The following is a 20,015-nucleotide window of genomic DNA, read 5'->3' on the forward strand; positions in this document are numbered from 1 at the left end:
CTACTTGGGAATTGTTTTGTATTGGTTAGACTTTTTTTATTTATATTAATTTGATAAGGGCGTGTGAAGGGATATGTCTATTCGTCGATTAGCAGAAGAAGAATTGCAACCATCTTATTTTTCTTTTAGTGAGGAAAATATTGTTTGGGCTAATGAAGTTATTAGTAAATATCCTCATTCACGTCGTCAATCCGTAGTTGTTCCGTTGTTGATGCGTGTTCAAGAGCAAGAAGGATGGATTAGTCGTGCATCGATTGAGGTTGTCGCTAATATGTTGGATATGGCATATATCCGAGTTCTTGAAATTGTAACTTTTTATACGCAATTTCAATTGTCTCCAGTAGGAACTCGTGCTCATGTTCAGGTATGTGGTACTACTCCTTGTATGTTGCGAGGATGTGAAGATTTGATTGAAGTTTGTCGCAATAAAATTCATCAAAAGCCTTTGTGTAGAAATTCAGATGGAACTCTTTCGTGGGAAGAGGTTGAATGTCAGGGAGCTTGTGTTAATGCCCCGATGGTTATGATAGGGAAAGACACTTATGAAGATCTAACTCCAGCACGTTTGGAAGAAATCATTGACGTTTTTTCTGCTGGGCATGGTGATAGTATACGTCCTGGCCCTCAGATTGACCGAATAAGTTCTTCTCCTGCAGGTGGATTAACTTCACTTTTAGCATATAATAGTAAAAAAGGAGGTGGAAAATAAGTTTGAGTTATCATCTTGATTCCTTTTCTTTCTTGTAAGATATTCCATTGGTTTTAAGATAAACATCTTTAAAAGTATTTTGATTTATTTATTTTTTTTTTTATATATGTCGCTAATAAAATTATATTTGGGAGATGACGATTTTTTTGAAGGTCTAAGAAATAATTCTTTATAAAGAAAATTATAGAAAGTATTAATATGTTAAAAGATCAAGATCGTATTTTTACTAACTTATATGGTTTGCAAGGAAAATCTCTTAGTGAATCTATGAGTAGAGGTCATTGGGATAATACTGATAAGATTCTAGAAAAGGGTCGTGATTGGATTATTAATGAAATAAAATTATCTGGTTTACGTGGGCGTGGTGGAGCTGGTTTTTCTACTGGAATGAAATGGTCTTTCATGCCGAAAGTGTGTTCTGATCGTCCTCATTATCTCGTAGTGAATGCTGATGAGTCAGAGCCTGGTACTTGTAAAGATCGTGATATAATGAGACATGAACCACATACGTTGATTGAAGGTTGTGTAATTGCTGCCTTTGCTATAGGTGCTCATTGCGTTTTTATTTATGTTAGGGGAGAATTTATAAGAGAACGTGAATCTCTTCAGGTAGCGGTAGATGAATGTTATGATCGAGGTATTCTTGGTTTGAATAGTATACTTGGCTATGATGTTAATATTATTGTTCATCATGGTGCTGGAGCTTATATTTGTGGAGAAGAAACTGCTTTGCTGGAAAGTCTTGAAGGGAAGAAAGGTCAACCTCGTCTTAAGCCTCCTTTCCCTGCGAATATAGGTTTATATGGTTGTCCTACTACAGTTAACAATGTTGAATCTATCGCAGTGGTTCCTACTATTTTAAGGCGTGGTGCAAGTTGGTATTCTGGATTTGGTCGAGAAAATAATAGGGGTACTAAGCTTTTTTGTATTTCTGGACATGTTAATCATCCTTGTACTGTTGAAGAATCTATGTCGATTACTTTTGATGAGTTAATTGAAAAGCATTGTGGTGGTATTAGAGGTGGATGGGAAAACCTTTTAGCAGTTATTCCAGGTGGTTCTTCTGTTCCCTGTCTTACAGCTGATCAAATGAGAGGTGCTATTATGGATTATGATAGTTTGAAAGAAATGGGATCGGGATTGGGTACTGCAGCTGTAATAGTTATGGATCGGTCTACAGATATCATTAAGGCTATATGGCGTTTATCTGTTTTTTATAAACATGAGAGTTGTGGTCAGTGTACGCCATGCCGTGAAGGTACTGGATGGATGATGCGTGTGATGGAACGAATGGTTAAAGGTATAGCTCAAAAGCGTGAAATTGATATGCTTTTTGAAGTAAGTAAAAATATAGAAGGGCGTACAATATGTGCTCTTGGTGATGCGGCAGCTTGGCCAATACAAGGGTTAATAAAGAATTTTCGACATTTAATTGAAGAGCGTATTGATCATTATAATACGAGTCATTTTTAATAATATGAGGTAGAAATATCAAATATTTTTTTAGGGTATTTTTTGTAACAAGTGGTTTATGCACATGATGATGAAGTTAAAAGTTGATGGTATAGAGATTGAGGTTCCTAGCGATTTCACGCTTCTTCAAGCTTGTGAGTTTGCTGGTGCTGAAATTCCTCGTTTTTGTTTTCACGAGAGATTATCTATCGCTGGTAATTGTCGTATGTGTTTGGTAGAGGTTAAGGGTATTGCTTCTAAGCCTCAAGCTTCGTGTGCTATGAATGTTTTTGATTTGCGTGCTGGGCCTAATGGTGAATTGCCTGAGGTCTTTACTAAGACTCCTATGGTTACTAAAGCTCGTGCTGGTGTAATGGAGTTTCTCTTAATTAATCATCCATTGGATTGCCCTGTATGTGATCAGGGTGGAGAGTGTGATTTACAGGATCAAGCTTTGTTTTTTGGTTTTGGATATTCTCGTTATAGTGAAGGAAAGAGAGCTGTTGAAGATAAATTCATAGGTCCATTAGTAAAAACGGTTATGAATCGTTGTATACATTGTACTCGTTGCGTGCGTTTTCTAACTGAAGTTGCGGGGGTTTCAGAGTTAGGTTTAGTAGGAAGAGGTGAAGATGCCGAAATTACTACTTATCTGGAACGTTCTTTAACATCTGAAATGCAAGGTAACATTATTGATCTTTGTCCTGTTGGTGCTTTGACTTCAAAGCCATTTGCATTTACAGGTCGTTCATGGGAATTTACAAAGACAGATAGTATAGATGTAATGGACGCTCTTGGTTCTGCAATTAGGATTGATTCTCGTGGTTGTGAGATTATGAGAATTCTTCCTCGTGTAAATGAATCTATTAATGAAGAATGGATATCAGATAAAACTCGTTTTATTTGGGATGGTCTTAAAGTGCAGCGTTTAGATTGTCCTTATGTACGTATCAATGGGATTTTGAAGCCTGTCAATTGGGATTATGCTTTGAATGCAATTAAATCATCAGTTTTGTCTTCTGGTGTGAAAGTTGGAGCTTTTATAGGAGATTTTTCTTCTGTGGAAGAGATATATGCGCTTAAGTTGTTGATGCAGTCTTTAGGATCTGATATTTTCGATTGCCGACAAAATGGTGGGTATATTGATCCTTCATATGGTCGTTCAAGTTATATTTTTAATCAAACTATTCAAGGTATAGATGAAGCGGATGCTATATTGATTATTGGTTCTAATCCTCGTTTAGAGGCAGCTGTTTTGAATGCACGTATTCGTAAACGTTGGCAGCGTGGTGATTGTCCTATTGCCGTTATTGGAGATGTTGGAGAATTGCTATACAAGTATCAGCATATAGGTGTCGGTAGCAAAGATTTATCTGAACTTATTGAGGGAAAACATTCTTTTTTAAATAAACTAAAAGAAGTTTCTCATCCTTTGGTTATAGTGGGTCAAGGAGCTATTAATAGTTCGGATAGCCTTGAAGTAATGGCTAATGTTGCGAAATTAGTTATTGATATTGGAGGAATCAGTGATTCATGGAATGGTTTAGCGGTTTTGCATACAGTTGCTTCGCGTGTTGGTGCTTTAGATTTAGGTTTTGTACCTGCTGATGATAGTGTAAATGCAACTAATATTTTAGACAAAACTGATGTTGTGTTTTTATTGGGAGCTGATGAATTAGATTATTCTAATAAGAAATCTTTTACTATATACATAGGTTCTCATGGTGATAAAGGAGCTCAATCAGCTGATGTTATATTGCCTGGAGCTGCATATACAGAAAAATCAGGTTTATGGGTTAACACTGAGGGAAGAGTACAAATGGGATTACGTGCTATTTTCCCTCCAGGTGATGCAAGAGAAGATTGGTCAATTATTTGTGCTATTGCCGATGAATTAAAATGTAGTTTGCCTTTTAATTCTTTATCTCAATTGCGATCTCATTTATATTCTCATTATCCGCACTTTATGCAATTAGATACAATACTGCCTTCTCCTGTAGATGGTATTTATTCTTTGGCTAAAAAAGTGGGAAAAATGCAGAAAAGAAAGTTTGTTTCAACCATAGATAATTTTTATTTAGCAAATTCTATAGCAAGAGCATCAGCAACTATGGCTAAATGTTCTCTTGCTGTACAAAATTGTGAAAAAGGAATTTTTGATGTTTCATAGGGATTAGAATAATGTCTTCCTTCTTAGAAGATTTTTTTATACCTTTATTTTTTATGGTCATTAAATCAATCTTTTTTTTGATTGGCCTTTTGATATTTATTGCATACATTTTGCTTATGGATCGTAAGGTTTGGGCGGCAGTACAGCTGCGTCGTGGTCCTAATGTAGTAGGTCCTTGGGGAATGTTGCAATCTTTTGCTGATTTTTTGAAGTTTTTGTTGAAAGAGCCAATTGTTCCCAATAAATCTAATAAGGTTTTATTTCTTTTAGCACCAGTTATTTCTGCTATTTTATCTTTATCTGCGTGGGCTGTTATGCCTATTTCAGAGGGTTGGGTTATTGCAGATATTAATGTTGGTATACTCTATATTCTAGCTATTTCTTCTCTTGAGGTTTATGGTATCATTATAGGGGGATGGTCTTCAAATTCTAAATATGCATTTCTTGGTTCGTTGCGTTCTGCAGCGCAAATGATTTCATATGAACTGTCTATTGGTTTGGTTATAGTAACAGTTTTATTATGTGCTGGTTCACTAAATCTTACTGATATTGTTCACTCTCAAAGGAGTGGTATAGGTACTTTTTTCGGTTTTCCGCCTTCAATACTTGATTGGTATTGGTTAGCACTTTTCCCAATGTTTATTGTGTTTTTTATCTCTCTGCTTGCTGAAACTAATCGTCCTCCTTTCGATTTGCCTGAGGCGGAATCAGAGTTAGTCGCTGGTTATATGGTGGAATATAGTTCTACTCCTTATTTGTTATTTATGCTTGCAGAATATTCAACTATTATTCTGATGTGCACTTTGACAAGTATTTTGTTTTTAGGAGGATGGTTGCCTATTATCGATATTCCGTTTTTTAGATATATTCCTGGTTTTTTTTGGCTTCTTTTTAAAACTTTAGGATTATTTTTTATGGTTGCAATGGTAAAAGCTTTTGTGCCACGATATCGTTATGATCAATTAATGCGATTAGGATGGAAGGTTTTTCTGCCTTTATCGCTTTTAATGGTTTTGATTGTTTCTTTCTTCCTCAAGATTGTGATCTAATAAGATAAAGGGATTAAAATGAGGAATTTGCGGTTTGATATGAGTTTTCTTTTTCTAAAAGAGTTTATTGTAGCTTTTTTTCTTTGTATTAGATATTTTTTCAAAGCTAAAGCTACGATTAATTATCCTTTCGAGAAAAGTCCGACAAGCTCTCGTTTTAGAGGAGAGCATGCTCTTCGTCGTTATCCAAATGGAGAAGAAAGGTGTATAGCATGTAAATTATGTGAAGCTGTTTGTCCTGCTCAAGCTATTTCAATAGAATCAGGTCCTCGTCGGAGTGATGGTACGCGTAGAACCGTACGTTATGATATAGATATGATCAAGTGTATTTATTGTGGTTTGTGTCAAGAGGCTTGTCCAGTTGATGCTATCGTTGAAGGTCCTAATTTTGAATTTGCAACAGAAACTCGTAAAGAACTTTATTATGATAAGGATCGGCTTCTTGATAATGGAGATAGATGGGAAAGTGAAATTGTTCGCAACATAATTATTGATTCTCCTTATCGATAGTATTGAATTATGATATTTTTGTGATGTTGAAATAATTGTTTTTTGTTCGAGAGTTTTGTGAGGAATTACGGGGAAATGGTTATACAGTCTTTGTTTTTTTATTTTTTTTCCTTTGTAGCTATTGTTTCTGCTCTTTTAGTTGTTATAGCGCGTAATCCAGTACATTCAGTTTTTTCCTTGATTGTTGTTTTTGTTAATTCCGCAGGTCTTTTCCTCCTTTTAGGTGCGGAATTTATAGCTATGATTATTATTATCGTATATGTAGGTGCTGTAATTGTTTTCTTTCTTTTTATCATTATGATGCTTGATATTGATTTTTCAGAATCAGGACCAAGAAGAAAACGTGGATTTTTAGGATCTTTTTTTATAGGAATTTTAGCTGCTGAAATGATTATATGTGCTAGTAATTTTTTGGTTTTTGGAGCTGAAGATGAGGTTTCTAGATTGGTTTTTACGGGTAATAACGTAGAGAATATTGGAAAATTTTTGTATACGAAGTGTGCTTATCCTTTAGAAATATCTGGATTTATTTTATTGTTATCTATGATTGGTGTTATCATGATTATGTTGCACTCTCGTAAAGGTATTAAAAGGCAGAATGTTTCTAACCAGTTAAAGAGTAATCCTGATAGTTCTATCGTAATGGTAAAAGTAAAATCAGGAAAAGGAATTTAAAATGAATATAGGTCTTTCTCATTATCTTATTGTCTCAGCTATTATATTTAATATTGGTGTTTCTGGAGTTTTTTTTAATCGTAAAAGTGTTATCACTATACTGATGTCGATAGAGTTGATGCTTTTAGCAGTTACTTTAAATATGATTTCTTTTTCTGCATATATGCATGATATCGTTGGTCAAGTATTTTCTTTATTTATTTTGTTAGTTGCTGCTGCCGAAACGTCTATAGGTCTAGCTATTTTGGTTGTTTTTTATAGGAATCGTGGCTCAATATCAGTTGATAATTTTAATAGATTGAAAGGTTGAATTTATAGCTATGATCTATGAAGTTATAATTTTTCTTCCTCTCATAGGGGCTGTTTTTTCTGGTTTTTTTGGTCGATTTATGAAAGAAGAGACTTCTGAGATTCTGGCCTCTATATTAATGGTAGTAACTGCCTTTTTATCTTGGTTTATTTTTTATAAAGTAGCTTTTGGACATGATGTTCAAGTAATAAAACAAGAAGTATTTCCTTGGATTAAATCTAGTGGTCTTAGTATATCTTGGGGTTTGAGAATCGATACTCTTTCTTCTGTTATGTTCGTGGTAATTAATTCTATTTCTGCAGTTGTTCACGTATATTCCATAGGTTATATGCATAATGATCCATGTCGCCGACGTTTTTTTTCTTATTTATCTCTTTTTACCTTTGCAATGCTTGTATTGGTTTCTTCGGATAATTTTTTACAAATGTTTTTTGGTTGGGAAGGAGTCGGGCTAGCTTCATATTTGCTTATTGGTTTTTGGTCTTTTAAGGAATCAGCGCTTAAAGCTTCAATGAAGGCTTTTGTTGTAAATAGAATAGGTGATTTAGGGCTTATTCTTGCAATTTCTTCTATAATTTACCTTTTTTCTTCTGTTGATTTTGATTTTGTATTTCAAAGTGCTTCTAACTACTGGAAAATTGGAAATAATATTAACGCAGATATAGCAAACACGCATAGAAATCTTTCTTTGTTCGGAATGTACATAAATCCGCATGAATCTATTAATATTATTTGTTTTTTGTTGTTTTTAGGAGCTATGGGAAAGTCTGCTCAATTTTTATTGCATGTATGGCTTCCTGACGCTATGGAAGGTCCAACTCCTGTTTCTGCCCTAATTCACGCAGCTACGATGGTAACATCGGGAGTTTTTTTGGTAGCTAGGATGTCTCCTCTTTTTGAGCTTTCTCCTTTTGTGTTAGATTTCATGGTTATTATAGGATCTATTACTGCTTTTTTTGCTGCAACAATTGGTCTTGTTCAACATGATATCAAACGTGTAATTGCCTATTCTACCTGTTCCCAGTTAGGTTATATGTTCGTTTCTTTGGGATGTGGAGCTTATGGTGCTTCTATCTTCCATCTTTTTACACATGCATTTTTTAAGGCGCTTCTTTTCCTTGGTGCTGGTTCTGTTATACATGCGGTTTCTGGAGAACAGGATATGCGTCGTATGGGAGGATTATATAAGCATTTACCTAAAACGTGTTTGATGATGATTGTTGGTACCTTAGCGTTGACAGGTTTTGGTATTCCAAAAACAAGTATTGGTCTCTCTGGTTTTTTTTCTAAAGATATGATTTTAGCAATATCGTATACTTCTTCTAATTTTCTATTTGTTTTTTACATTCTTTTGTTTACAGCTTTTTTAACCAGTTTTTATTCGTGGAGATTAATATTTTTGACTTTTTTTGGTGATATGAGATTGGATAGTAAAATATCTCATAAGATTCATGATTCTCCTTTGGTAATGCAGATTCCGCTTTTTATTTTAGCAATTGGTTCTATATTCTTCGGTTTTGTTTTCCATGATTTTTTTTTTGGCAGTGAATATTCTTCTTTTTGGAAAGGGGCACTTTTCTCTAATTCTTATAATAGTATTATTAATGGATTGCATGAAATACCGATATGGGCGGAGTATTCTTCTTTTATAGCTTTTTTTATTGGTTTCATAAGTTCTTTTTTAATGTATATTGTTTGCCCGTATTTTTCAAAATACCTTTCGGAAAAGTTTTCTTTCCTATATTACTTTATTAAAAATGCTTGGTATTTTGACCGAATTTATGATTTCTTATTTGTGCGTCCTACAATTCTTTTATCGAAAGTACTATGGAAATTTATTGATTTATCAATAGATAAATATGGTCCTAACGGTATTGCATCTTTCGTGCGCTATTGTTCTTATTGTTCAAGTCGTTTGCAAACAGGATATTTAGATCATTATGCGTTTGCTATTTTAGCAGGAGTTTCCATATTAATAATTGCAATGCTATTGAAGGGAAATATTTAATGAATTTGCCATTTCTTTCAATTGTGACTTTTATGCCACTTTTAGGGGTTATTATTATTTTGTGCTCTTATTATTTGGGATACGGGCGTCGTTCTTTTTTTTGTATTGCTTTGGTGATAAGCGCTATAAATTTTATTTTTTCTCTATTGATTTGGGTTACCTTTAATAAAGGTAATAACGGATTTCAAATGATAGAATATTACCATTGGATTGATTATTTTTGCAGTTATCATCTAGGTGTTGATGGTATATCTATTCTCTTTGTTGTTCTTACTGCTTTTCTTGCTACTCTTTGTATTTTGTCTAGTTGGAAATCTATTCAAAATAATTTCAAGGAGTATATGATTGCTTTTCTTGTTCTTGAATCTATGACAATAGGGGCTTTTTTATCGTTAGATATGTTGTTATTTTACATATTTTTTGAAGCTAGTTTGATTCCTCTGTTTATTATTATAGGTGTATGGGGAGGAAGTGATCGAGTTTACGCAGCTTATAAGTTTTTTCTTTACACATTTTTTGGTTCTGTTTTTATGCTATTTGCTATCATATTTATGTGTTGGGATAAACAGACAAGTAGCATTATCAGTCTTTATGCAAGCAGTAAATTTCCAATATATACGCAGTATTGGATGTGGGTAGCTTTTTTCTGTTCTTTTGCAATAAAAATTCCTATGTTTCCTTTTCATACTTGGTTGCCTAGCGCTCATGTGCAAGCACCAACTGCTTGTTCAGTATTTTTGGCTGGTATTATGCTTAAAATGGGTGGTTATGGCTGTATTAGGTTTTTATTGCCTCTTTTCCCTTTGGCTTCTCAATATTTCGCTCCTATAATTTTTTGTCTATCATTAATAGCTATAATATATGCTTCTCTAATTTCAATGGTACAAACAGATATAAAAAAACTAATAGCATATTCTTCGATAGCTCATATGGGATATGTAACGATTGGTATATTTTCTGGGATAAAAAGTGGTGTTGAAGGTGCAATATTTCAAATGTTATCTCATGGACTTGTATCAAGTGCATTGTTTTTTTGTATTGGAATAATTTATGAGCGTTTGCATACTCGTGATATTTTCGCTTATGGTGGGTTAGTAAATAACATGCCAAGGTATGCAGTAGTAATGATGGTTTTTACCATGGCTAATTTAGGTCTTCCTGGAACATCTGGTTTTATCGGAGAATTTTTAGTTATCATGTCTATTTTTCAATACAGTAATATGATTGCTGTTTTTGCGTCTTTGGGTGTTGTGTTATCTGCATTATACTCTTTATGGCTGTATCGTAAGGTTGTTTTTGGTATACCAGCACGTGAAGAAGTGAAAAAGTTAAAAGATATATCATTAAGAGAGCTTTATATAGTATATCCACTTGCAGTATTAACTGTGTTTTTTGGAATATATCCTATTCCAATCTTAGATACTTTTTCTGCTCCTGTTTCTTCCATGATTGAAAATTATAAGTTAAAAACAGAAAACAGTATTTCTATAGATAGATAGAGAAAGCGGAACTAATATCATGATTCCTATGAGTTTTATAAATGATTTTCGTCTTTGTATCCCTGAAATAATTATTGCTTTTGGAATTCTATTCCTTCTTTTAATTGGTGTTTTTTCTCGTCGTAAAAATTCCTTTCATTTGGTTTTTTTTCCAGTTTTTTTATTGATATCTGCTTTGCTCTCTCTTATTATTATGCCATATTATGGAATAGGACTAGGTGGATTTTATATTGCAGATCGCTTTTCATATTTTAATAAAGTTATTATTTTGGTTAGTAGCATTTTTATTTTTATTGAGATGTTTAGCCATATTCATAAAAAACCTTTTAGTAATTTCGAATTTCCTATAATTATTTTGATGTCTATTTTAGGTATGATTTCCATGACATCAGCAAATGATATGATAGCTTTTTATATGTCTTTAGAATTGCAATCTTTAGCGTTTTACGTGCTGATTGCTATGAATCGAAAGAGTATATTTTCGATTGAAGCCGCTCTTAAATATTTTGTTTTAGGCTCTTTTTCTTCTACCTTTTTGCTATACGGGATATCTTTTATTTATGGATTCACAGGTAGTACAAGTTTTCCACAGATAATGGCATCTGTTTTTGTTGGGCAGCAGTATTTTGTTCTGATAATCGGAGTTGTCCTTATTTTAGTAGGTCTATTTTTTAAAATGGCATTAGTCCCATTTCATATGTGGATACCTGATGTTTATGAAGGATCTCCTATGTTGGTTACTTCTTTTTTGGCAACTGTTCCTAAATTTGCAATTACAATGGCTCTTTGTAGAATAAATAGTGTTTTTTGGCCAGTGCTTTCTGAATTGTTGCATATCTTTATATTTGTTTCTATTGTTTCTATAGTATTTGGTTCTGTTCTTGCTGTTAAACAGAATAGTTTAAAGCGTCTTATGGCTTATTCTTCCATAAGTCATGCAGGATATGCTTTGATTGGTTTTTCTACTGGCACTTTTGGTATTATTGCAATGATTAGGTATATGGTTATTTACCTGATTATGATGATTGGCTTTTTTTCCTGTATTTTATCTTTACGTCTTAAGAATGGGAGAAATATTAGTAATATTTCTGATCTATCAAGTTTATCTCAAAGAGATATTTTTTTGACTTCTGCTTTAACTATTATTCTTTTTTCTTTAGCAGGAATTCCTCCTTTTGCTGGTTTCTTTGGGAAGTATTTTCTACTTTTATCTGCTGTAAAAAAAGAATTTTATGTTATAACTATAATTGCTTTACTTTCTTCTGTAGTATCTGCTTACTATTATTTGCGCATTATCAGTGTCATGTGGTTTGATAAGTCAAATATAGAGATTACGGTTGTTGCAAAAGAGTTAAAACCTGTTATCACCGGATCTGCTTTATTTGTTATTGGTTATTTTTTAATTGAAAATAGCTTTTATTCATTGATTGCAAAGATAATTATGCCGATGTTTTAAAAATGTTTTTTGATTGTAGTAAATATAAAAATATTCATAATTTTAGATATGAATTTTTTAATACAATAGGTTCTACCAGTGATGAATGTATTAAGCGTGCGTTGTCTGGTGATTCAGGTAATCTATGGATAGTTGCGTCTCGTCAAACAGATGGTCGAGGTCGTATGAAGAAAAAATGGGTTTCTGATAAGGGGAATATTTATTCTTCGTTATTATTGATTGATTCTATATCGAAGGATTATCTAACGCTATTACCATTTGCTATTGCTGTTGCTGTTCATTCAACTATATCATCTGTACTTCCTATTGGAGCAGATGTTAAGATAAAATGGCCTAATGATTTATTAGTTTCTCAACGTAAGATTTCTGGGATCCTGATTGAAACCTTAAAGTTAGAAAATGGTTTACATGCAATTATTATTGGAATAGGATTGAATTTCAGTCATTCTCCCTCAAATAATCCTTATCCTGTTACATCTTTGAAAGAAGAGGGTTGTTGTCTCGATTTAAAAGATGTCTTCCCAGTTTTTTTTCAAGATATTGCAAAGATGTTGAATGCTTTGAAAAAAGATAAGGGGCGAGAAGAAATAATGAAAACTTGGCGTTTTTGTGCTCATGGTATAGGTAATCTTATTACTGTTAATTTACCACATGGTTTTACTGAAGGTCGTTTCGCTGGGGTTGATGATTTAGGATATCTATTGTTAGAAGAAGAAACAGGTTGTATTCGTAAAATTTGTACAGGAGATATTTTTATTTAGAATGAAAGATCATATATGACAAAAAAGGAAGATTTAGTTTTCTTGCCGTTGGGTGGAGTTGGTGAAATTGGTATGAACATGGCTCTTTATGGCTATGGTAATTCTAGTAATCGTAAATGGATAATGGTTGACTGTGGTGTTTCGTTTCCAAAAGATGATTTGCCAGGAGTTGATCTTGTACTTCCAGATATTACTTTCGTTATAAAAGAGCGGAAAAACCTTATGGCGATTTTTATTACTCATGCTCATGAGGATCATTATGGTGCTCTCCATGATTTGTGGTCATATCTTAAAGTTCCTGTATATGCTTCACCTTTTGCAATTGGTCTTTTAGAAGCAAAGGGAGTATATGAACGTATACCTAAAAAGATTCCTTGTACTTCTTTTCAAGCAGGAGATAAAGTAAATATAGGATCTTTTTCTATAGAATCAGTTCAAGTTAATCATTCAATCCCTGAAACAATGGCACTAATTATCCGTTCTCCATCTGGGAATATTGTCCATACAGGTGATTGGAAAATTGATGACAATGCTATATTAGGTGATGTCACAGATGAAGAGGCTCTTTGTTCTATAGGCGATGAAGGCATTCTTGCATTAATGTGCGATTCCACTAATGCGATGCTTAAAAAGTCTTCTGTATCAGAAAAAGATGTTAAGAACAATCTGTATAGTATCATTAAAAAGGCTGAAGGTTGTGTATTGATCACATCTTTTTCATCAAGCGTTAGCAGGATTCGTACCATTATAGATATTGCTGATCAAGTACAAAGAAAGATACTTCTTCTTGGCTCTTCATTAAAACGTGTGGTGAATGTTGCTATTGGTGCTGGGCTTATTAAAAAAGATCAGTTATTTCTTTCAGAGGAGAGTTTTGGATTATATCCTCGTGAAAAATTAATTGTTATTGCAACTGGAAGTCAGGGAGAATATCGCTCTGCTTTATCTCAGTTGTCGCGTGGTGGAATTCGTAATGTAAAATTAGCTGAGAAAGATATGGTGATCTTTTCTTCTCGATCTATCCCAGGTAATGAGGTGGCAATAAGGCAGATAAAGAATCAACTTGTTGATCAAGGTGTACGTATAATTTCAGAAGATTATGAATATCCAGTGCATGTTTCAGGTCATCCATATCGTGATGATTTAAAACGTATGTATCAGTGGATTCGTCCTCGAGTTGTGGTCGCTATTCATGGAGAGCCATCACATCTTGTAGCGCATAAAGAACTTGCTTTACAGGAGGGTATTGATAATATTCCTCCTGTTAGAAATGGAAAAATGTTACGTCTGTTCCCAGATCCTATAGAAATTATAGACGAAGTTGTGCATGGATGTTTTCTAAAAGATGGTTTTTTGGTTGGTAATTTTACAGACTTGGGAATTGCTAAGAGAAAGAAGCTTTCATTCGTTGGTCATTTGTCTGTTAATGTTCTTCTTGATAATTCTTATAATATAGTCGGTGTTCCAGAAATTGTTGATATTGGTATACCTTCTTATGATGCTGATGGAGGAAAAATTCACAAACTATTATTGAAAACAGTTATTACAACCGTAGTTAATTTACCTAAGCATAGTCGTAAAATAAAGTTATTAAGAGAATCAATTAGTAATGCGTTGCGTTCTTTCCTAAAACAAGTTTGGGGGAAAAAACCTATTGTTACTGTTTTTGTTAATAAGATATCTAATCGATGATTGTTTATTTGAGAAAAAGCATTTTTTTAGATTGGTGTTTTTTATATTTATATTTTAGATATTTATCAATTAACTGTGTAACGTAATTTGATTTAATATTTTTAAACTCTTTAATTTGTTGAATGAATATAGAAAGGATCTTGTGTGAAGAGATCAAAGTATTTCTTGCAAATTATGCAAGAAAATCCTAAAGATGCAGAAATATTTTCACATAAATTGATGTTGAGAACAGGAATGATTCATCAACATTCAAAGGGGATTTATTCTTGGCTTCCTTTGGGACAAAAAGCTCTTGACAAGGTAAATACTATTATTCGTGAAGAACAAAATCGCACAGGTGCGATTGAGATGAGCATTCCAACTATGCAATCGGCCGATTTATGGATTGAGAGTGGTCGTTATGATTCTTATGGGAAAGAAATGCTTCGGATTGTTGATAGAAATGATAAGGCATTACTTTACGGACCAACTCATGAAGAATCTATGACTGATATTTTCCGTTCTCATATAAGATCTTATAGGGATCTTCCATTTACTCTTTATCAAATTCAAATGAAATTTCGAGATGAATTAAGGCCACGTTTTGGAGTAATGCGTTCTCGTGAATTTCTTATGAAAGATGCGTATTCTTTTGATTTAACTCCTGAAGATTCAGAGCATTCTTATAATAAAATGTTTATTTCTTATCTTAGAATTTTTCATCGTTTGGGATTGAAATTTATACCAGTACGCGCTGAATCTGGTCCAATTGGTGGAAATTTGAGCCATGAATTTATTGTCCTTGCAGATAAAGGTGAAACACAAGTTTTTTATTGTAAGGATCTTATTGATTCCTCGATTCCTTCAGAAAATATAGATTTCGATGATATTGTCTCTTTAAAAAATATTGTTAAAGAATGGACTTCTTCCTATTCTGTTACTTCTGATGTGCATGATGAAAAGTTATTTAATTCCTTACCAGAAAACAATAGAATTGCGGGAAGAGGTATTGAAGTAGGTCATATTTTTCATTTTGGTACTAAATATTCTATTCCAATGTCGGCAACATTTAAGGGTGCAGATGGTAAGAATCATTATGTTCAGATGGGATCATATGGAATTGGCCCTATGCGTGTTGTTGCAGCTATTATTGAATCTTCTCATGATGAAAATGGTATTATATGGCCAGATTCAGTTTCTCCATTCCAAATTTATCTTATTAATCTAAAAGTTGACAATCAATTATGTCGTGATGCATGTGAAAAGATTCACACAAGACTATCTAAAGCGGGATTAGATGTATTCTTTGATGATGTAGATGATTATGCTGGATCCAAGTTTTCAATATCTGACTTATTGGGTTTTCCTTTGCAAGTAATTGTTGGTTCTAAATTTATTTCTAATTCAAGAGTTGAGGTTAAACATAGATTGACAGGAATAAGAGAAGATATGTCATTGGAAGAATTTATTAATTATGCTTCCATTTATTTTTGTAGTTAGTAATTTATATGTTGTTTTAATGTGAATATAGCATGAGTATTTTCCCCAGATTCGAAGTTATAGTAGCTTGGAGATATTTGTTTTCAAGCCGTAAAAATGCTTTTATTTCTATTGCTTCTTTTATATCTTTTTTCGGAATCATGATAGGAGTAATGGCTTTAATTATTGTTATGTCTGTAATGAATGGATTTCGTGCTGATATTATCAAACGTATTCTAGGAATAAATGGACATATTATTGTGCAACAGAGATATTATCCTCTTATTAATTACCAATATCTTTCCAATAAGTTGAGTTCTATTCCGGATGTGAAAGGGGTTGTGCCTTTTGTTAATGGTCAAGCATTTATTTATAGTTTAAATTATGGCAGATCTATTGGATCTGGCATCTCTGTCCGTGGGATTTCTAGAGATGATTTTTCTAAAATAAAAAATTCTTTCTCTGGTTTTTCTGGTAAAATATCAAATGATTTTGATAAGGGAAAAGGAGTAGTTATAGGGCAGGATCTTGCTCGTAATTTAGGTATATCAATAGGAGATAAAGTATATCTTCTTTCGCCAGATGTTAATGTTATGCCTTTGGGTAAGGGAATTAGGTCTAATTCTTATACTGTTATTGCAATATTTAATATGCGTTTTCCTGAGTATGATAATGGAATGATTTATATATCGCTTCAGGAAGCACAATCATATTTTAATTCTGAAAAATCTGTATCAGGTATAGAAGTATTTGTAAAGGATCCTGATAAAGTCGAGAAAACACGTGATAGTATTGTAGATATTTTTGGAAATAGCATTGAGGTTATTGATTGGCATCAACGTTATAAAGTATTTTTTTCTGCTATGGAAGTTGAGAGTAATGCCATGTTTGTTATACTTGCATTGATAGTTCTAGTTGCTTCCCTTAACATTATATCTAGTTTAATCATGTTGGTACAAGAGAGAAACAGGGATATAGCAATTTTGCGTACTATTGGGGCACGTATTTCTTCTATTATAAGCATATTCTTTATGATAGGATCTTTTATTGGTGTTGCTGGTACATTCGTAGGTACGATTCTAGGTGTTTTGATTTCTTGCAATGTTGAATCTATAAGACAGTTTTTTTTGCATACATTTGGTGTGGTAGTATTTGATATAGACGCATATTTATTGACTGAATTACCCGCTAAAATTTCTTGGACTGAGATTTCTTGGATAATGATTATGTCAATTGTTTTGTCTCTTTTAGCTACAATTTTCCCTAGTTGGAAAGCTTCTCGTATAGATCCTGTTAAAGTTTTACGCTATGAGTAAGAAAATATAATGAATAATACAGAAGTTTTATTACTACGTAATATAAAACATAGCTATCATAAGACTGGCAAACATTTTTCAGTACTTGAAAATGTTAATCTAAGTTTGAAAAAGGGTGAACTCGTCGCTCTTGTTTCTCCATCTGGAACGGGTAAATCTACTATTTTACATATTGCTGGTTTATTAGAAGTTCCAGATCAAGGTGATATAATTATTGATAATCAATTATGTAATAAACTATCTGATAAAAAAAAATCATTTTTGCGTTGTTCTAAAATTGGCTTTGTTTACCAAGCGCATCGCTTGTTGACGGATTTTTCTGTTATAGAAAATATAGTTTTCCCTCAAATTATTGCTGGGATAAATCATAATATAGCACTTCAACATGCTCTGGATCTTTTGGATTATATGGGGATGAAGCAATATGCTGATTGTCGATCTTCTAATATTTCTGGAGGTGAGCAACAAAGAGTAGCAATTTGCCGTGCCATTGCTAATAATCCTTTGATTATTCTAGCCGATGAACCTACAGGTAATTTGGATATAAAAACATCACAAAATGTTTTTAGCGTTTTAAAAGATTTAGTCGTTCGTTTTGGTTTGTCAGCACTTATTGCAACGCATAATCATAATCTTGCTTCGCAAATGGATAGGCAAATTACTATTAAAGACGGTACGATTGTCAATTTATAAATTATTATTATGGTTTAGGGAAGGTGTGCCAAAATCATATAATTGACATCCATGTTTTTTTCAGAAAGTTGCCATTTATTACAAAATAAATTATAAACTACGCCAGTACTATCTATCATTTTTACATTATTCTTTGCTAATAGGGATTCTATTTCGGTAGGTTTTACAAATTTTTGGTATTGGTGAGTTCCTTTTGGTAGCCACTTTAATAAGTATTCGGCTCCTATGATGGCGAATAGCATTGCTTTAAAGTTACGATTAATTGTAGAAATAAACATTATTCCATTATTTAAAAGAAGCGAACAGCAGATTTTGACAAAATAATCTATATTATCAACATGTTCTATGACTTCCATGTTTAAAATAACATCAAATTTTTCATCATTTTCTGCTATTTCCTCTGCACAACCTATACGATAGTCTATATTTAGGTCGTTCATTTTCGCATGGCTTTTTGCTATTTCAATATTCTTTGGAGAAGGATCAATCCCTGTTACAGATGCTCCCATTTGTGCTATTGGTTCTGAAAGTAATCCTCCGCCACATCCCAGATCTAATATGCGTAAGCCTTTGAAAGGATTAATATCATGATTATCGCATTGAAAGTGTTGCATGATTTTTTTTTGAATATATTTAAGTCTTACTGGATTTATTTCATGAAGAGGTTTAAACTTCCCAGTGGGTCTCCACCACTCTGATGCTATGTTTGAAAATTGATTTATTTCATCTTGGTTTTTGGTGGTATAGTTCGGATATTTTTTTTTCATTTGAACCTCCTGACAAAATTATATAATTATGATTGATATATATTTGTAATATTTGCAAGTAAGATTTTCTTTGACGAAATGATATAATTTGTTAAGTGTTTGTATTTAGGAAGGCTGCTATTAGGGTTATGGCACGTATTGTTATGAAATTTGGTGGCACTTCTGTGGCCGATGTTAATTGTATTCGTAATGCAGCCTTGCATGTTAAACGTGAAGTTGACAATGGTAACGAGGTTGCGATTGTTGTTTCTGCTATGAGTGGAGAAACAGATAGACTTGCAGAGTTATGTCGACTTATCACTTCTATTAATAATGCTCGTGAAAGAGATGTTGTCATTTCTACAGGAGAACAGGTTTCTTCTGGTCTTATGGTACTTGCTTTGCATTCACTGGGAATTAAGGCAATTTCTTTGCAAGGATGGCAGATTCCCATCGTGACAGATAATCTTCATGGGATGGCTCGTATATGCAGTATAGATGAAAACAAAATTATTCCTTATCTTGATGAAAAAAAAGTATTAGTTATTACTGGTTTTCAAGGAGTAAGTTCTGCTAATTTCATAACAACTCTTGGTAGGGGTGGGTCAGATACATCTGCAGTAGCGATAGCTGCTGCTATTAAGGCAGATCGTTGCGATATTTATACCGATGTTGATGGAATTTATACTACTGATCCACGTATTGAGCCGAAAGCTCGTTTGATGAAGAAAATTTCTTTCGAAGAAATGTTAGAGATGTCATCTCTTGGAGCTAAAGTAATGCAAGTTCGTTCGGTAGAATTGGCAATGCTTCACAAAGTTTGTTTATTTGTTCGTTCGAGTTTTGAAAGTCCAAATAAACATGAGCAATCAGGGACATTTATTTGTAGCGAGGAAAATATTATGGAAAAAGAAGTCATTACTGGTATTGCTTATACGAAAGATGAAGCCCAAGTTTCACTTAGACGTTTGCGAGATCATCCAGGAGTATCCGCATCTATTTTTGCTCCTCTTGCAAAAGCTAATATTAATATTGATATGATTATTCAAAATATTTCTGAAGATGGTAAGTATGCAGATATGACGTTTACGACTCCTTCATCTAATTTAGAAAAAACTCTTGCAATTTTAATTGAAAATAAAGATAAAATTGGTTATGATGTTATGCAGCATGAAGATAAACTAGTTAAAATTTCCGCCATTGGTATTGGTATGCAAAGTCATACGGGAGTAGCATCTGCATTTTTTTCATGCTTTTACGAAAAAGGTATTAATATTAAAGCGATTACAACATCTGAAATAAAGATATCTGTTTTAATTGATAGTGCTTATGCTGAATTAGCTGTAAGGTCTTTACATTCTTGTTATGGTTTGGGACAGTAGTAGTTATAAATTATTTTTTGTTCGTGATTTTAATTTTTGTTGACAAAAATGTATTATTTATGGTTGTGCCTTGACGATTTAGGGAAAAAGATTATTATCTCAATTGTTCGAAATTCTTGTTGCGTGCTT

Annotated in this window: 16 protein-coding genes and 1 pseudogene; 16 read left to right on the plus strand and 1 reads right to left on the minus strand. The window is 33.1% G+C overall.

The window, feature by feature from the left end; translation table 11 throughout:
* Positions 1-73: 73 nt before the first annotated feature.
* The 15 genes and pseudogenes from nuoE to GY664_RS03770 form a co-directional block, all read left to right on the plus strand.
* Positions 74-691, plus strand: a pseudogene (nuoE, locus tag GY664_RS03700) (NADH-quinone oxidoreductase subunit NuoE); the annotation flags it as partial.
* A 216-nt stretch (positions 692-907) separates the two neighbouring features.
* The gene (gene nuoF, locus GY664_RS03705; protein WP_333948123.1) at positions 908-2,182 is read left to right on the plus strand and encodes an NADH-quinone oxidoreductase subunit NuoF; all 1,275 of its coding nucleotides are present in this window, start codon (positions 908-910) and stop codon (positions 2,180-2,182) included.
* Between the two features lie 67 nt (positions 2,183-2,249).
* The gene (gene nuoG, locus GY664_RS03710; protein WP_333948144.1) at positions 2,250-4,331 is read left to right on the plus strand and encodes an NADH-quinone oxidoreductase subunit NuoG; all 2,082 of its coding nucleotides are present in this window, start codon (positions 2,250-2,252) and stop codon (positions 4,329-4,331) included.
* Between the two features lie 11 nt (positions 4,332-4,342).
* Positions 4,343-5,380 (plus strand): NADH-quinone oxidoreductase subunit NuoH, encoded by a 1,038-nt coding sequence (nuoH, locus tag GY664_RS03715; RefSeq protein WP_333948124.1) that lies wholly within the window; start codon positions 4,343-4,345, stop codon positions 5,378-5,380.
* Positions 5,381-5,398: 18 nt separating this feature from the next.
* Positions 5,399-5,890 carry an NADH-quinone oxidoreductase subunit NuoI gene (nuoI, locus tag GY664_RS03720; protein ID WP_333948125.1) on the plus strand — a complete coding sequence of 164 codons (492 nt, stop codon included), beginning with the start codon at positions 5,399-5,401 and terminating at the stop codon, positions 5,888-5,890.
* A 75-nt stretch (positions 5,891-5,965) separates the two neighbouring features.
* On the plus strand, positions 5,966-6,565 hold the full coding sequence (locus GY664_RS03725) for an NADH-quinone oxidoreductase subunit J (protein ID WP_333948126.1): 600 nt from the start codon (positions 5,966-5,968) through the stop codon (positions 6,563-6,565).
* A gap of 1 nt (position 6,566) precedes the next feature.
* Positions 6,567-6,875: an NADH-quinone oxidoreductase subunit NuoK gene (gene nuoK / locus GY664_RS03730; protein ID WP_333948127.1), complete on the plus strand. Its 309-nt coding sequence runs from the start codon at positions 6,567-6,569 to the stop codon at positions 6,873-6,875.
* Between the two features lie 10 nt (positions 6,876-6,885).
* Entirely contained in the window at positions 6,886-8,883 is a 1,998-nt protein-coding gene (gene nuoL, locus GY664_RS03735) for an NADH-quinone oxidoreductase subunit L (protein WP_333948128.1), read from the plus strand.
* A complete protein-coding gene (locus GY664_RS03740; protein ID WP_333948129.1) occupies positions 8,883-10,382 on the plus strand; it encodes an NADH-quinone oxidoreductase subunit M in 1,500 nt (499 codons plus the stop codon). Before nuoL ends, GY664_RS03740 begins: the two co-directional genes overlap by 1 nt.
* A 19-nt stretch (positions 10,383-10,401) precedes the next feature.
* Entirely contained in the window at positions 10,402-11,838 is a 1,437-nt protein-coding gene (locus GY664_RS03745) for an NADH-quinone oxidoreductase subunit N (protein WP_333948130.1), read from the plus strand.
* A 2-nt stretch (positions 11,839-11,840) separates the two neighbouring features.
* A complete protein-coding gene (locus tag GY664_RS03750; protein WP_333948131.1) occupies positions 11,841-12,599 on the plus strand; it encodes a biotin--[acetyl-CoA-carboxylase] ligase in 759 nt (252 codons plus the stop codon).
* Positions 12,600-12,614: 15 nt separating this feature from the next.
* A complete protein-coding gene (locus tag GY664_RS03755; RefSeq protein WP_333948132.1) occupies positions 12,615-14,291 on the plus strand; it encodes a ribonuclease J in 1,677 nt (558 codons plus the stop codon).
* 144 nt (positions 14,292-14,435) lie between these two features.
* Positions 14,436-15,770, plus strand: a complete 1,335-nt coding sequence (gene proS, locus GY664_RS03760; RefSeq protein WP_333948133.1) for a proline--tRNA ligase — start codon at positions 14,436-14,438, stop codon at positions 15,768-15,770.
* A 32-nt stretch (positions 15,771-15,802) separates the two neighbouring features.
* Complete coding sequence (locus GY664_RS03765; protein WP_333948134.1) at positions 15,803-17,065, plus strand: lipoprotein-releasing ABC transporter permease subunit; 1,263 nt, start codon at positions 15,803-15,805, stop codon at positions 17,063-17,065.
* Positions 17,066-17,074: 9 nt separating this feature from the next.
* Positions 17,075-17,758, plus strand: coding sequence for an ABC transporter ATP-binding protein (locus GY664_RS03770; protein WP_333948135.1), 684 nt, complete (start codon positions 17,075-17,077; stop codon positions 17,756-17,758).
* A gap of 14 nt (positions 17,759-17,772) precedes the next feature.
* Here GY664_RS03770 and ubiG read toward each other — a convergent pair whose 3' ends face one another.
* On the minus strand, positions 17,773-18,525 hold the full coding sequence (gene ubiG / locus GY664_RS03775) for a bifunctional 2-polyprenyl-6-hydroxyphenol methylase/3-demethylubiquinol 3-O-methyltransferase UbiG (protein WP_333948136.1): 753 nt from the start codon (positions 18,523-18,525) through the stop codon (positions 17,773-17,775).
* 128 nt (positions 18,526-18,653) lie between these two features.
* Here ubiG and GY664_RS03780 point away from each other — a divergent pair, with 128 nt between their 5' ends.
* The gene (locus GY664_RS03780; RefSeq protein WP_333948137.1) at positions 18,654-19,886 is read left to right on the plus strand and encodes an aspartate kinase; all 1,233 of its coding nucleotides are present in this window, start codon (positions 18,654-18,656) and stop codon (positions 19,884-19,886) included.
* Positions 19,887-20,015: the final 129 nt, after the last annotated feature.

Source organism: Candidatus Liberibacter brunswickensis (assembly GCF_036858155.1).
Taxonomy (GTDB): domain Bacteria; phylum Pseudomonadota; class Alphaproteobacteria; order Rhizobiales; family Rhizobiaceae; genus Liberibacter; species Liberibacter brunswickensis.

Bases quoted from the DNA above. Each gene is read 5' to 3' on its own strand.
- nuoF (WP_333948123.1), top strand. From the start codon at position 908: ATGTTAAAAGATCAAGATCGTATTTTTACTAACTTATATGGTTTGCAA.
- nuoG (WP_333948144.1), top strand. From the start codon at position 2,250: ATGATGAAGTTAAAAGTTGATGGTATAGAGATTGAGGTTCCTAGCGAT.
- nuoH (WP_333948124.1), top strand. From the start codon at position 4,343: ATGTCTTCCTTCTTAGAAGATTTTTTTATACCTTTATTTTTTATGGTC.
- nuoI (WP_333948125.1), top strand. From the start codon at position 5,399: ATGAGGAATTTGCGGTTTGATATGAGTTTTCTTTTTCTAAAAGAGTTT.
- GY664_RS03725 (WP_333948126.1), top strand. From the start codon at position 5,966: ATGGTTATACAGTCTTTGTTTTTTTATTTTTTTTCCTTTGTAGCTATT.
- nuoK (WP_333948127.1), top strand. From the start codon at position 6,567: ATGAATATAGGTCTTTCTCATTATCTTATTGTCTCAGCTATTATATTT.
- nuoL (WP_333948128.1), top strand. From the start codon at position 6,886: ATGATCTATGAAGTTATAATTTTTCTTCCTCTCATAGGGGCTGTTTTT.
- GY664_RS03740 (WP_333948129.1), top strand. From the start codon at position 8,883: ATGAATTTGCCATTTCTTTCAATTGTGACTTTTATGCCACTTTTAGGG.
- GY664_RS03745 (WP_333948130.1), top strand. From the start codon at position 10,402: ATGATTCCTATGAGTTTTATAAATGATTTTCGTCTTTGTATCCCTGAA.
- GY664_RS03750 (WP_333948131.1), top strand. From the start codon at position 11,841: ATGTTTTTTGATTGTAGTAAATATAAAAATATTCATAATTTTAGATAT.
- GY664_RS03755 (WP_333948132.1), top strand. From the start codon at position 12,615: ATGACAAAAAAGGAAGATTTAGTTTTCTTGCCGTTGGGTGGAGTTGGT.
- GY664_RS03765 (WP_333948134.1), top strand. From the start codon at position 15,803: ATGAGTATTTTCCCCAGATTCGAAGTTATAGTAGCTTGGAGATATTTG.
- GY664_RS03770 (WP_333948135.1), top strand. From the start codon at position 17,075: ATGAATAATACAGAAGTTTTATTACTACGTAATATAAAACATAGCTAT.
- ubiG (WP_333948136.1), bottom strand. From the start codon at position 18,525: ATGAAAAAAAAATATCCGAACTATACCACCAAAAACCAAGATGAAATA.
- GY664_RS03780 (WP_333948137.1), top strand. From the start codon at position 18,654: ATGGCACGTATTGTTATGAAATTTGGTGGCACTTCTGTGGCCGATGTT.